9 protein-coding genes are annotated in these 14,357 nt (G+C 63.5%); 4 read left to right on the forward strand and 5 right to left on the reverse strand.

Going from position 1 to position 14,357, the window contains the following annotated elements; all coding sequences use genetic code 11:
- The first annotated feature begins 2 nt into the window (after positions 1 to 2).
- The 4 genes from INF37_RS06855 (at position 3) to INF37_RS06870 (ending at position 5,295) form a co-directional block, all read left to right on the forward strand.
- On the forward strand, positions 3 to 2,258 hold the full coding sequence (locus INF37_RS06855) for a xanthine dehydrogenase family protein molybdopterin-binding subunit (protein ID WP_193537283.1): 2,256 nt from the start codon (positions 3 to 5) through the stop codon (positions 2,256 to 2,258).
- 42 nt (positions 2,259 to 2,300) lie between these two features.
- Positions 2,301 to 3,650: an amidohydrolase family protein gene (locus tag INF37_RS06860; protein ID WP_193537285.1), complete on the forward strand. Its 1,350-nt coding sequence runs from the start codon at positions 2,301 to 2,303 to the stop codon at positions 3,648 to 3,650.
- A 192-nt stretch (positions 3,651 to 3,842) separates the two neighbouring features.
- On the forward strand, positions 3,843 to 4,190 hold the full coding sequence (locus INF37_RS06865; RefSeq protein ID WP_193537287.1) for an Hpt domain-containing protein: 348 nt from the start codon (positions 3,843 to 3,845) through the stop codon (positions 4,188 to 4,190).
- Positions 4,191 to 4,221: 31 nt separating this feature from the next.
- A complete protein-coding gene (locus INF37_RS06870; protein WP_193537289.1) occupies positions 4,222 to 5,295 on the forward strand; it encodes an HD-GYP domain-containing protein in 1,074 nt (357 codons plus the stop codon).
- A 61-nt stretch (positions 5,296 to 5,356) separates the two neighbouring features.
- Here INF37_RS06870 and INF37_RS06875 read toward each other — a convergent pair whose 3' ends face one another.
- The 5 genes from INF37_RS06875 to nrdD all read right to left on the reverse strand — a co-directional run bounded on the left by INF37_RS06875 (position 5,357) and on the right by nrdD (position 14,163).
- On the reverse strand, positions 5,357 to 7,789 hold the full coding sequence (locus INF37_RS06875; RefSeq protein WP_235964249.1) for an HAD-IC family P-type ATPase: 2,433 nt from the start codon (positions 7,787 to 7,789) through the stop codon (positions 5,357 to 5,359).
- Between the two features lie 170 nt (positions 7,790 to 7,959).
- Positions 7,960 to 9,474 (reverse strand): 4Fe-4S dicluster domain-containing protein, encoded by a 1,515-nt coding sequence (locus tag INF37_RS06880; protein WP_193537291.1) that lies wholly within the window; start codon positions 9,472 to 9,474, stop codon positions 7,960 to 7,962.
- Between the two features lie 225 nt (positions 9,475 to 9,699).
- On the reverse strand, positions 9,700 to 11,274 hold the full coding sequence (locus tag INF37_RS06885; protein ID WP_207730458.1) for a glycosyl hydrolase family 18 protein: 1,575 nt from the start codon (positions 11,272 to 11,274) through the stop codon (positions 9,700 to 9,702).
- Positions 11,275 to 11,431: 157 nt separating this feature from the next.
- The gene (gene nrdG, locus INF37_RS06890) at positions 11,432 to 11,959 is read right to left on the reverse strand and encodes an anaerobic ribonucleoside-triphosphate reductase activating protein (protein WP_101691913.1); all 528 of its coding nucleotides are present in this window, start codon (positions 11,957 to 11,959) and stop codon (positions 11,432 to 11,434) included.
- A gap of 23 nt (positions 11,960 to 11,982) precedes the next feature.
- Positions 11,983 to 14,163: an anaerobic ribonucleoside-triphosphate reductase gene (gene nrdD, locus INF37_RS06895; RefSeq protein ID WP_101691914.1), complete on the reverse strand. Its 2,181-nt coding sequence runs from the start codon at positions 14,161 to 14,163 to the stop codon at positions 11,983 to 11,985.
- Positions 14,164 to 14,357: the final 194 nt, after the last annotated feature.

The following is a 14,357-nucleotide window of genomic DNA, read 5'->3' on the forward strand; positions in this document are numbered from 1 at the left end:
TTATGAGCAACAACCGCAGGGATGTCCTGGCCAAGGTCACCGGCAAGGCCATCTATGCCAATGATATCCAGATGCCGGGTATGGTCTTCTGTAAGGTCGTGCGCTCCACCATCGCCAGCGGGCGCATTCGCTCCATCGACACGGCCCGGGCCGAGCAGGTCCCCGGCGTGCTCCGGGTGTTCACCGCCAAGGACATCCCCGGCATCCCCAACCAGCCCTGTGACCGGCCCGTCATCTGCGGCGACCGGGTGCGCTATATCGGCGACGCGGTGGCCCTCATCGCCGCCGAGACCCGGGAGCAGGCCGAGGAGGCCGCCGCCCTGGTGCAGGTGGAGTATGAGGAGCTCCCCGCCAATTTCGATCCCCTCCGCGCCCTGGACGAGGACGCCCCTCTGATCCACGAGGGCGGAAACACCATCTGCCGCTGGAAGACCCAGCGGGGCGATGTGGAGGAGGCCTTCCAGCACTGCGACCACATTCTGGAGCGGGACTATGTGACCTCCCGGGTCCAGCATGTCTGCATTGAGACCGAGGCGGCCGTGGCCTACACCGATCCGGTGACCAACGAGGTCATCGTCCGCTGCCCGGTCAACAGCCCCTTTGTCATCCGCAAGACGGTGGCCGAGACCCTGGGCGTGCCCTACACCCAGGTGCGGGTGATCCTGGCCACCATCGGCGCCTCCTTCGGCGGCAAGAACTACGACATCGCCATGGCCTCCAGCCGGGCGGCGCTGGTGAGCACCCTGCTGGGCCGGCCCTGTAAGGTGTGGCTCACCCGGGAGGAGTCCATCCTGGAGGGGACCAAGCGCCATCCCATCCACGCCCATTACAAGGTGGGCTTCAATGACGACGGCAAGCTCCAGGCCATGCAGGTCCGGCTGGTGCTGGACGGCGGAGCCTACAAGAGCAAGACCTTCCCGGTCACCACCCGCATGGCCATCGAGGCGGCGGGTCCCTATATCGTGCCCAACATCGACACGATCTCCACCAGCGTCTACACCAACAACGTCTACTCCGACGCCCTGCGTGGCTTCGGTTCGCCCCAGGTGGACTTCTGCTCCGAGTCCCTCATGGACGAGATCGCCAAGGAGCTGCACATGGACCCGGTGGAGCTGCGCAAGAAGAACATGCTCTATGAGGGATGCACCTCCACCACCGGCCAGCACATGACCAACGTGACCCTGGACCAGTGCTATGAGGCCCTGGACAAAGCGGCTCAGATCCAGGAGCGGCGGGCGCGCATCGCCGCCTACAATGCCAGCCACACCGGCACGAAAAAGGGCCTGGGGATCGCCTTCCTGCACCGGGGCGAGTCCTTCGGCGCGGCCGGTCAGGGCATCGACACCGCCAGCGGCATGATCGCCCTCCAGCCCGACGGGAGCGTCACCGTGGCCTCCTCCATCGCCGAGGTGGGCCAGGGCGGCCCCAACATGCTGGTGAGCGTGGTCCATGAGACCCTGGGCGTGGCCCGGGAGAAGATCCACGTCACCCCGGTGGATACCGGCTACCTCACCGACGCCGGTCCCACGGTGGCCACCCGCGGCACCGTGTTCTCCGGCGGTGCGGTGTGGAAGGCCTGCCTCAGCGTGCGGGAGAAGCTGACCGGCTACGCCGAGAAGCGCCTGGGCACCCGGGATGTGGTCTTTGCCGAGGAAAAGATCACCGACGCCAAAAATCCGGCCAACTCGGTGGCCCTTCTGGAGGTCATCGGGGATGCCTTCAATAACTCCGATCACCTCAACTCCCTGGGCTACTTTGCCGCCCCTCCCTTCAACTACGACCGGAGCACCGGCGTGGGCGACGCCTATTGGTCCTGGGTCTACGGCGCGGCGGCGGCCGAGGTCACGGTGGACCTGAAGACGGGCGCCGTGTCGGTGGACGACTACTTTGCCGTCCACGACGTGGGCCATGCGCTGGACATGGAGGAAGTCAAGGGACAGATCCGGGGCGGCGTGGCCATGGGCATCGGCTATGCCCTCACCGAAGAGGTGGACCTCAAGGAGGGCCGCATCCGGAACCTGAACCTGGAGAACTACATCGTGCCCACGGCGCTGGATGTGCCGGACCAGATCCACGCCATCGCCCTGGAGATCCCCAGCGAGATCGGCCCCCTGGGGGCCAAGGGCCTGGGCGAGCCGGCCACCTGCAACGTGGCCCCCGCCATCATCAATGCCATCGACGACGCCTGCGGAAAGCGGATTCGGGAACTGCCTGCCAATCTGGAGCGCATTGTCCTGGGTCATTCCATGAGCAAATAAGCGACGCCGTGAAGTGAAACAAATGGAAAGGAAATGATCGGTATGAACACCCTCTTCCGCAATCCCTGGATCGTGACGATGAACGACGACTTTGAGATGATCCGCAACGGATACGTCTACGTCGTGGAGGATAAGATCAGCGAGGTGGGCTCCGACCCGATGCGCATGGCGCAGCTGAGCCTGGAGGCCGATTCGGTCATCGACGCGGCCGACAAGATCCTGATGCCCGGTATGGTGAGCGCCCACACCCATCTCTTCCAGACCTTCATGCGGGGCCTGGCCGACGACCTGGAGCTCTATCCCTGGCTGTCCACCCAGGTGTGGCCCTTCTCGGAGCTGATGACTGAGGAGGACTTCTACTACGCGGGCCTCATCGGCTGTCTGGAGAACCTGAAGACGGGCGCCACCAGCTGCATCGACCAGCACTATATCTTCACCTCCCTGAACAACGGGGACCACATCTTTGAGGCCATGCGGGACTCCGGTATCCGCGGCAATATGTGCCGGTGCTTCGCCAACATCGTCTACTATGAGAAGTTCCGGGAAGAGGACCAGGACCGCATCCTGGACGACATCAAGCGCCTGCACAGCCAGTGGGCGGGCACCGAGAATGGCCGCCTCTCCCTGAGCGTAGGCCCCCTGAATCCCTGGGGCGTCTCCCCCGACCTGTTCCAGAAGAGCAAGCAGCTCTCCAAGGACCTGGGCGTCAAGTTCCAGGTCCACACGGCGGAGGACCAGGACGTGGTGACCAAGACGGCCGCCATGTACGACGGCATGCGCAACCTGGAATTCTTCGACTCCCTGGGCATCCTGGATGAGGACACCCAGCTGGCCCACGCCATCTGGCTGGACGACCACGAGATGGAGATTCTGGAGAAGCGCCGCTGCCAGCCCATCCACTGCCCCGTGGCCAACGCATATCTGGCCGACGGTGTGGCCCGGGTGCCCGAGATGCTGAAGATGGGTCTGCCCGTGGCCCTGGGCACCGACGGACCGGGCAGCAACAACGCCCAGGATATGCTGGGCACCCTGAAGTACACCGCGCTGATGCACAAGAACCACAACCTGAATGCCCACATCATCTCGAACAAGGACGTGCTCACCATGGCCACCCGCAACGGCGCTGTGGCCATGGGCATGGACGGCCAGATGGGCCAGATCGTCCCGGGCATGAAGGCCGACATCATCCTGGTGGACTGGAAGAAGCCCCACATCGCCCCGGTCCACCATCCCGAGTCCGCCCTGGTGAACAATGCCAACGGCAACGACGTGGACACCGTCATGGTCAACGGCGAGATCGTGGTGCGCAACAAGAAGTCCACCAAGATCGACGAGATCGCCCTGATCGACGAGTGCCAGAAGCGCATCGAGTACATCAAATCCAAGATGTAAGTTTGTAAAGTTACAAAGAAAGGCCCCGTTTCGCCGGATTCCGGCGAAACGGGGCTTAAAATGTAACGGAAAGCGCTGCGAGAAGGGAAAAACGTTGACAGTCCGGGGGAAAAAGGGTATGCTAGGTGTAAAAGGCTCTGTATGGAGGACATGGAAACAGGAAGACCCCGACAGAGCGTGGGAGGAACAGAGATGGATCTGAACACAATGGCACAGACACTGGGCCTGGATTTGACGGGAACACTGGCGCGCTTTGGCGGAAGCGAGGCGCTGCTGGTGCGGTTTTTAAAGAAATTTCCCCAGGACGGAAGCTTTGCGGCCCTCTGCGCCGCGGTGGAGCAGGGGGACATGCAGGGGGTGGAGCACGCCGCTCACACCCTGAAGGGAGTCGCGGCCAATCTGGGCCTGGAGCGGCTGAAGGAGCACAGTGACGCCCTTGTGGCGGCGGTGCGCAAGGGTGAGACAGAGGGCGTCCCCGCCCTCTTCTCCCAGGTGCGGGAGGACCATGCGGCCATCCTGTCCGCACTGGAGAAGCTGTAAAGTTGAGCCAAAACGAGGAGGAAGCCGTGATATGCAGGAGGAACGACAGACCATATTGATCGTCGATGACGTGGAACTCAACCGCGCCATTCTCCATATGGTCTTTGAAGAGGAATTTGAGATCCTGGAGGCGGAGAACGGTGCGGAAGCCCTCTCTGCCATCGACGCGCATCCCAGCGGCCTGGCGGCCGTGCTGCTGGATGTGGTCATGCCGGTCATGGACGGGTTTCAGGTTCTGGAAGAGCTGGGGAAGCGGGGACTGCTGGAGCAGCTGCCGGTCTTTCTCATCACGGCGGAGAACGATCCCAATGTACTCAAGCGGGGGTATGACCTGGGGGCGGTGGATATCATCGAGAAGCCCATTACCCCCTACTTCATCAAGCGGCGCATCGGAAATGTGATCCAGCTCAACAATCTGGTGCGCACCCAGGATGAGATGCTCCGGGAGCAGGCGGAGGAGATCCGCTCGCTCAACAGCTCCATTCTGGAGACCCTGGCCACCGCCATCGAGTTCCGGGACCAGGAGTCGGGGGAGCACGTCCTGCGCATCCGGGAGCTGACCATGCTGCTGCTGCACGGGATGATGGAGCGCGATCCCCAGCGCTATCAATTTGACGAGGAGGAGCTGCGCCTGATCGGAGACGCGGCGGTCATGCACGATCTGGGCAAGATCGCCATACCGGATCAGATCCTCAATAAGCCGGGCAAGCTGACACCGGAGGAGTTTGCCATCATGAAGACCCACACCACCCAGGGGTGCATCCTGCTGGACAGTGTGCCCCAGGTCCGCTCCAACCCGGTGTACGACTACGCCTACGACATCTGCCGGCACCACCATGAGCGGTGGAACGGCCGCGGGTATCCGGACGGTCTGGCCGGGGATGAGATCAGCATCTGGGCCCAGGTGGTGGCTCTGGCCGACGTCTATGACGCGCTGGTGAGCGAGCGGGTCTATAAGAAGGCCTTCTCCCACGAAAAGGCCGTGGATATGATTTTGAACGGGGAGTGCGGGGTCTTCAACCCCGAGCTCATGGAGTGCCTGCGGGAGATGGCGGGCGAGATGCGCACCCGGTATCTCCAGGTCCGCAAGGACGGGAAGTCCTGATTGTTTTCCATACTGCGCTGCTGCGCCGGTCTCAGAGCGAGGCCGGCGCAGTTTTTTGTACTCAGAGTGTGTTTTCCGGCCGGGGCGCGGAGCAGTGGGCGGCGCTGCGGAAGAGGCGCAGGAGCCAGGGGCGGAAGCGCCGGCACAGAAAGGTGAGCCCCAGCAGGACCAGTGCGGTGGGCGGGGCCAGCAGGCCCAGGAGGTTCCAGCCGTCCCGGGTGAGGGGCGTGAGCTGGAACCAGGGGAAGAAGAGGAGGACGGCCCCTGCAAAGGCGGCCAGGATCAGGCCCAGTACCAGCCCCCGGTAGGGGGTGAAGGGCCGGCACAGGAGCACCAGGACCAGAAATCCGTTCAGACTGAGGAGCAGGGTGCAGACCGTGGAGATCTGCTCCATGGGCAGCGCCATGGCGCTGCCCGCCCAGACGCAGGCGAAGATGGCGCACACATCGGCCAGTCCGCCGGGCAGGGCGTTGACAAAGACGCTGCGCAAGAAGTGGCCCCGGATGCGCTCGTAGGAGGGCTCAAAGGTCAGCAGGAAGGAGGGCACACCGATGAGCAGGCCGCTCACCAGGCTGACCTGGGCCGGGCGGAGGGGATAGAGCAGCGGGAGAACCAGCAGGATAGCCGAGGCCAGGAAGGAGAAGATGTTCTTGACCAGAAAGAGGGAGGCCGAGCGGGCGATGTTGTTGATGACCCGGCGGCCCTCCCGCACCACCTGGGGCAGAGCGGAGAAGTTGGAGTCCAGCAGCACCAGATGGGAGACCTGCTGGGCCGCGTCGCTGCCCGCCGCCATGGCGATGCTGCAATCGGCGTCCTTGAGGGCCAGCACATCGTTGACCCCGTCCCCCAGCATGGCCACCGCGTGGCCCCGCCGCTGGAGGGCGTGGAGGAGCTGCTGCTTCTGCTGGGGGGTGACCCGGCCGAAGACGGTGTACTGCTCCGCCAGGAGTTCCAGATCGGCGTCGGGGGGCAGGGCGGAGAGGTCCAGCCAGCGCTCGGCGCCGCTTACTCCGGCCCGCTGGGCGATGTGGGCCACCGAGGCGGCGTGATCCCCCGAGATGACCTTGACGGTCACCCCCTGCTCCCGGAAATAGGCCAGGGTCTCGGAGGCGTCCGGGCGGAGCTGGTCGGAGAGGAAGAGGAAGGCCAGCGGCTCCGGTCGGGCGGTGAGCTTGTCCCCCGCCAGGACCTGGCGTCCCCGGGCCAGCAGGAGCACACGCTGCCCGGCGGCGGCCGCCTCCTCCAGACCGGGGGCGTACCGGGCCCAGTCGGGCCCCAGCAGGCCCTCCGGGGCGCCCAGCAGATAGCTCTCTTCCTCCGGGAGGACGAGGGCGCTCCACTTGCGCTCGGAGGAGAAGAAGACCTCCCGCACCGGGGACCAGGGGACCTCCGGCGGGGCAAAGCGGGCCTTGAGGGCCTGGGCCGTGGCGTTGTCACTGGCCGAAGCATGGACAAAGGCCCCCAGCAGTTCTTCAGCCCGGTGGGCCGGGATGGAGAGGGGGAGGAGCCGGGAGACCTCCATCTTCCCCTGGGTCAGGGTCCCCGTCTTATCCAGACAGAGAACGTCCACCCGGGCCAGATGCTCGATGCAGGAGAGCTCATGGACCAGGGTGCGGCGGCGGGCCAGATTGGCCACGCTTACCGCCAGGGCCACGCTGACCAGGAGATAGAGCCCCTCGGGGATCATCCCCACCATGGCGGCCACCGTGGAGCTGACCGCGTAGGGGAGGGAGGTGTGGAGGAGCACATACTGCTTGTAGAAGAGCACGGTGCCCAGGGGGACGATGGCCACCCCGATGAAGCGGAGCAGCCGGTCCAGGGAGCGCATCATTTCCGAGCGGCTGGTACGCCGGCCCTTGGCGGCCCGGGCGATCCCGGCGGCATAGGAGTCGCCGCCCACCTTCTCCAGACGGGCGGAACACCGGCCTGAGGCCAGAAAGCTGCCCGAGAGTAGGGGATCGCCCGGGCGCTTGAGAACGGGGTCGGACTCGCCGGTGAGGAGGGACTCGTTGACCTCGGCGCAGCCCTCCTTCAAAACGGCGTCGGCGCAGATCTGGTCTCCGGCGGAGAGCAGGATGATGTCGTCCAGCACCAGCTCCTCCGTGGGGAGGGTAAGGCGCTTTCCGTCCCGCACCACGGTGGCCGTGGGGGCGGAGAGCAGGGCGATGCGGTCCAGGGTGCGCTTGACCCGCAGCTCCTGCACGATGCCGATGAGGACGTTGCACACCACAATGCCCAGAAAGAGCATGTCCCGGTAGGCCCCCACCGCGAAGAGGCACAGGGCCAGGGCCACAAAGAGCGCGTTGAAAAAGGTGCACAGGTTGTCCCGGATGATCTGGCTGACCGGCTTGGGCAGCTGATTGGGGTCCCGGTTGGACCATCCGGCGGCGGCGCGCACAGCGGCCTCCCGGGTGGTGAGGCCCTGGGCAGGGGCGGGGTCCAGCCGGGGGACCGGCGTGCGCTGAGGCGCTTTGGCGCGGGGCTTCATAGGCATCGTCCTCTCATTGGGATCTTTTGCTAAGGAAAGTGTACCAGCTTTGTATGAAGAGTCAATGAGTCTTTTCTTACGATTTTTTAAAAAAGCGGGCAAAAACCGCAAAAGATGCAAAAAATCCCCCCTGCCCGTAGGCAGGGGGGAAAACATTTGCGGATGCGGAGGGGAAATTACTCCTCCAGACGCTCCAGATCCTTCAGGTAGTCGGTCTCACAGCAGAACTGCTTTTCGGCCTTCTTGGCATACTTCTTCACGGCGGCGGCCGACTTGTCGATGGGCTGCATGGAGCCCGCACCCGCCACACAGCCGCCGGGGCAGGCCATGCCCTCCAGCAGGTAGCCGTTGTACTTACCGGCCTTGGCCATGACCATCATCTTGCGGCAGTCCTCCAGACCCTGGGCGCTGGCCACCTTGATCTCGCCGTGCTCGGGGTACATCTTCTTGATGCAGTTGACCACGGCCTGGGCCACGCCGCCGCTGACGGCAAAGTTACGGCCGTCGGCGCTGGACTCGGAGAGGAACTCCTCCTCCTCGATGTTCTGGATGTCGATGTTCCGGGCGTTGAAGAGGCCCATCATCTCCTCAAAGGTGAGGACGAAATCGATGTCGCTGCGGATGCTCTTGCGCATGGCCTCCAGCTTCTTGGCGGCACAGGGACCGATGAAGGCCACCTGGGCGTTGGGGTGCTTCATCTTGATGAGGCGGCCGGTGAGCACCATGGGCGTGAGGGCCATGGAGACGCAGTGGGCAAGCTCCGGGAACTGCTTCTTGGCCATGACGGACCAGGCGGGGCAGCAGGAGGTGGCCATGAAGGGGAGATTCTCAGGCACGTTCTTGATGAAGTCCTCGGCCTCCTCGGCGGCGCACAGGTCGGCGCCCACGGCCACCTCGATGACGTCGGTAAAGCCCAGCTGCTTCATGGCGGCGCGGAGCTTCTCCGGGGTGACGTTGGGGCCGAACTGGTCCACGAAAGCGGGGGCCACGGCGGCATAGACATGGGAGCCGCCCTTCATAGCGGTGATGAGCTGGAAGATCTGGCTCTTGTCGGCGATGGCGCCGAAGGGGCAGTTGACCAGGCACATGCCGCAGGAGACGCACTTGTCATAGTCGATCTCGGCCCGGCCGTACTCGTCGGAGCCGATGGCCTTCACACCGCAGGCGGCGGCACAGGGGCGCTCCTGCTTGATGATGGCGTTGTAGGGGCAGGCGTCCACACAGCGGCCGCACTTGATGCACTTGTCCTGGTCCACCACCGACTTGCCGCCCACGATGTGGATGGCGTCCTTGGGACAGACCAGAGTACAGGGGTGGGCCAGACAGCCCTGGCACCCCTCCGTGGAGATGACCTGCTTTTCCGGGCAGGCATGGCAGGCGAATTTGATGATGTTGATGAGGGGAGGCTCATAGTAGGTCTCGGGCCGGGTGCTGTCCTCAATGCCCTTGGAGATGGGGGCCGACTCCGCCGCGGAGCGCACGGGCAGTCCCATGGCCAGACGCAGACGCTCGCCTACGATGGCGCGCTCCAGGAAGATGCTCTCCCGGTACTGGGCCTGCTCGCCGGGGAGGATCTCATAGGGAAGCTCCTCCAGCTTCCGGGCGTAGTCCCCGTCCTCGTAAGCCATACGGGCGATCTCGGTAAAAATACTGCGACGGATGTCGGTAATGGAGGTGTAAATTCCACGCATATCCAAAAAGTCCACCTTTCACTGCTTGCCTTGCAGCTGTCTCAATTCAAGTTCAGTTTTAAGTATAGCCGGAAACCAGTGGATTGGCAACGGAGACTGAGCAGTTTTGCAAAAATTTACAACATATAAACAAGAAAAAAGAAAAATAGATGGCAAAAAAGACGGAAATGAGAAGAATCTAAGGGGAAAAGATGTGACGGGAATGAACGGGTCGGTTCAAACAAACTAACCGGTCAGGGAAAAGGACACCCGGCGGTCGGGATCGGTCATGCGGACCACCAGCGCAGCGGTCTCGGCCCGGGTGATGACGCTGTTGGGGCGGAAGGAGCCGCTGGCATCCGACCCGGCAAAAATACCGGCCCGGTAGAGCTGATAGACGGCGGGGCCGTGGAGGTCGCTCTCAGCCAGATCGGGAATGCGCTCCACCGTGTTGATGGGGGGCAGGGCACTCCCCGGCAGAGAGCGGGCCAGGAAGGTGGCAAATTCCGCCCGGGTGAGGGGGGCGCTCAGCTCCGCGGCGGAGAGATCCTGGGTCAGGATGCCCTGGGTACGGGCATAGTCCACATAGGGCTGATACCAGGGAGAGCCTGGGGAGATGGTCTCCCGGCCGTTGTGATGGCGGTCGTGGATGCGGCTGGCCAGGGCGATGCCCTCGGCCCGGGTGAGGGTGCGCAGGGGGGAGAAGGAGGTGCCGCCCGTCCCCTTCATGAGTCCGGCCTCATAGGCCGCGCATACGTCCTCATAGTACCAGCTGCCCGGCACCAGGTCGGTGAAGGGGTGGGAGGCATCCTCCCGCAGGGTGCGGGTAATGGCGGCGAGGAGGCTCTTGGCGGGGGCGGAGGTGTCCTGGGTGATCTCCCAGATCATGACACCCCCCAGCTCATCCCGGGCATACCGGGTCTTGGCCTGGATGGTGGACAGGCCGTTGTACCAGACCGTGCGGCCCTGGTAGGTCACCGAGTCGCTCAGGTGGGCGTTGGGGACGGCGGAGAGGATGTCCCGGTAGGCCGTCCCGCCGGGGCGGGCATAGAAGGGGAGGCCCAGGACCACCTTTTCGGCGGGCACCCCCCGGGTCTTGTGCCAGTAGTCCCCGGAATAGCGGGCGAACTGGTAGGTGGAGTGGCGGGCGCCCTCGTCCCCGTCATAGGCCATGACATTGATCCAGTCCACGGCCTGGAGGACCGCGTCGGTGTGGGCGGCCGAGTCGGAGTAGACCGCGCCCTCCGGAGACACCCCGCAGAGCACGGCGCTGGTGAGGAGCTTCCCCTTGGCGTGGAGGCGCTGGGCCAAGTCCAGCATGAGGGCCTCGTACTGCCGGTATGTACCGTCCTTAAGGCGGGGGTGCTCCCAGTCCATGTCCACGCCGTCAAAGCCGTACTGATCGCACATGGCGATGATGGCATCGGCAAAGGCCTTCCGCTTGGCCTCGGTGGCGGTGGCGGCGGCAAAAGTGGGCTCCAGGACCACGCCGTTGTAGCTCCAGCCGCCCACGGCCAGGAGGACCTTGACCCCCTTCTGGTGGGCGGTCTGGATGAGCTGCCGGGCCGCCTGGGCGTTTTCCAGGGGGCGCAGACCGCCCTCCGCGGTGGGGATGGCAAAGGCGTAGTTGAGATGGGTCACCTGGTCATAGGGGATCTGGGAGAAATAGCCGCTGCGCCAATAGGGGACATAGCCCACCACTTTTTTCTGGGAAGAGGTGCCGCCGGCGGCCTCCAGCCCGGGGGAGACCAGGGAGAACGCGGTGAACAAGGCGAGCAGCAGCGCCAGAAAGGAGAGGGCGCATGTTGTTCGTCGGTGCATGATAAAATTCCTGCCTTTCTCAAGATTGCGTGTGGAAGATACCACAGAGAGCATGATACCATGGAGAACAGGGGCAATGCATTAGGAGAGTATAGGAAAAAAGGGTCCGCCGGGGACAGTGATCTGTCCCGGCGGACCCTTTGCAGAGGTTGAACATTCAGTTGTCGTCGCTCCACAGGACCACGGTCCCGGCTGCGCGGGAGCGATTGAGATCGATGAGACGCTGGTTGGAGGAGCCGCGGAAACGCAGGGTAATGTCCTTCTTCTCCTCCACAAATTCCCCGTCCACCAGTACGTCGATGAGAGAGAGCATCTCGTCGGTGACCTCGCACCGGGCCCGGCTCTCGCCCAAAAGCTCGGTATCATAGACGTATCCGGAGAAGGCCCAGATATCCTTGTCCGGGAAGCGCGCCTTGACCCGGCGCAGGAAGGGGAGGAGGGCACGCTGATTGTCCGGCTCAAAGGGCTCTCCGCCCAGGAGGGTGAGTCCGTTCATATAGGAAGGGGAGAGGTCCTCCAGAATGGCGTCCTCCACCGCGGGGGTGAAGGGCTGGCCGTAGTGGAAGTCCTGGGCCTCCTCATTGAAGCAGCCCTTGCAGTGGTGGGTACAGCCGGAGACAAAGAGGGAGACCCGCACGCCGATGCCGTTGGCGATGTCCCGCCGTTTGATAGCGGCGTAGTTCATAGCGATCCGTCCTTTCCGGTGCCTTACAGGTGGAGCACCCGCTCCTTGATCTCCTGGGTGCGGCCCTGATTCCAGTACTGAGTGCCGATGTAGCCGCAGGTGCGGCGGGCCACGTTCATCTTGTCCTGGTTGCGGTTGTGGCAGTGGGGGCACTCCCAGACCAGCTTGCCGTCCTCGTCGGTGACGATGCTGATCTCGCCGTCATAGCCGCAGACCTGGCAGTAGTCGCTCTTGGTGTTGAGCTCGGCATACATGATGTTGTCGTAGATGAACTGCATGAGCTGGAGCACGGCCTCCAGGTTGTTCTGCATGTTGGGCACTTCCACATAGCTGATGGCGCCGCCGGGGGAGAGGGTCTGGAACTGGGCCTCAAAGGAGAGCTTCTGGAAGGCGTCGATCTCCTCCGTGACGTGGACATGGTAGCTGTTGGTGATATAGGCCTTGTCGGTCACGCCGGGGATGATGCCGAAGCGCTTCTGGAGGCACTTGGCAAAGCGGTAGGTGGTGGACTCCATGGGGGTGCCATAGAGGGAGAAGTCTATATGCTCCTTGGCCTTCCAGCGGGCGGTGGCCTGGTTCATGTGCTCCATGACCGCCAGAGCGAAGGGGGTGGCCTCGGGATCGGTGTGGGACTTGCCGGTCATGTACTTGACGCACTCGTAGAGGCCGGCGTAGCCCAGAGAGATGGTGGAGTAGCCGTTGTAGAGGAGCTTGTCGATGGGCTCGCCCTTCTGCAGGCGGGCGATGGCGCCGTACTGCCACAGGATGGGGGCGGCGTCCGAGAGGGTGCCCTTGAGGCGGTTGTGGCGGCACATGAGGGCCCGGTAGCACAGGTCCAGGCGCTCGTCAAAGACCTTCCAGAAGGCGTCCATGTCCCCGCCGGAGGAGAGGGCCACGTCCACCAGGTTGATGGTGACCACGCCCTGGTTGAAGCGGCCGTAGTACTTGGGCTTGCCGGTCTCGGGGTCCACATAGGGGGTGAGGAAGGAGCGGCAGCCCATGCAGGTGTAGCAGTGGCCCTCGCCGTTCTGGTCCACCTTGTTCTGGAGCATGATCTTTTCCGAGATATAGTCGGGCACCAGGCGCTTGGCGGTGCACTTGGCGGCCAGCTTGGTCAGGTAGTAGTAGGGGGTGCCGGGACGGACGTTGTCCTCCTCCAGCACATAGATGAGCTTGGGGAAGGCGGGGGTGACCCAGACGCCCACCTCGTTCTTCACGCCCTGGTAGCGCTGATTGAGGGTCTCCTCGATGATGAGGGCCAGGTCCTTTTTCTCCTGCTCGTTCTTGGCCTCGCCCAGGTACATGAACACGGTGATGAAGGGGGCCTGTCCATTGGTGGTCATCAGGGTGACCACCTGGTACTGGATGGTCTGCACACCCCGGCGGATCTCTTCCCGCAGGCGCTTCTCCACGATCTTGTGGACCACGTCGGGTTCGGTGGAGCCACCGCAGATGGCCAGATCGGCCAGCACTTCGGCCAGGATCTTCTTGCGGGAGACATCCACGAAGGGGGCCAGGTGGGCCAGGGAGATGGACTGTCCGCCGTACTGGTTGGAGGCCACCTGGGCGATGATCTGGGTGGCGATGTTGCAGGCGGTGGAGAAGCTGTGGGGCTTTTCGATCATGGTGCCGGTGATGACGGTGCCGTTCTGGAGCATGTCCTCCAGGTTGACCAGATCGCAGTTGTGCATGTGCTGGGCGTAGTAGTCCATGTCGTGGAAGTGGATGATGCCGGCCTCATGGGCCTCCACGATCTCCCGGGGGAGGAGGTGGCGCTTGGTGATATCCTTGGATACCTCGCCGGCCATGTAGTCCCGCTGGACCGAGTTGACGGTGGGGTTCTTGTTGGAGTTCTCCTGCTTGGCCTCCTCGTTGTTGCACTCGATGAGGGAGAGGATCTGATCGTCGGTGGTGTTTGCCGACCGGCGGAGGTTGTGGTCATAGCGGTAACGGATGTAGTGCTTGGCCGTCTCGTAAGCGCCGTCCTTCATGAGCTCGGTCTCCACCATCTCCTGGACCTCTTCCACAGAGGGAGCTCGGCCCATCCGGAGGCAGTCGGCCTCGATTTTTTGCGCAATGGCCTCGATCTGCTCCTCGGTGAGTTCCGGAATGGTAGAGGCGGCCCGGCTGGCCTTGGTGACAGCGGCGACGATTTTCTCCCGGTCAAACAGGGCCTCGGCGCCGCTTCGCTTCATGATCTTCATATTTGCGCTCGCTCCTCTTACGTATCTATTTGGACCGCCCGCCGCCTCAGCGGCGGACATAGCGGCCCATGAAAAGAGGCAATCTCCCACACACAAGATCTTGGGGGGAGAATGCCCTCGAACTGGAAAACTGTGTACATTATATAGTGCCTGTTTTGAAAAAGCAACCCATATTTAGCGTTGGGAAAGAATCG

The sequence above is a fragment of the Pseudoflavonifractor gallinarum genome, assembly GCF_014982855.1.
GTDB lineage: Bacteria > Bacillota > Clostridia > Oscillospirales > Oscillospiraceae > Pseudoflavonifractor_A > Pseudoflavonifractor_A gallinarum.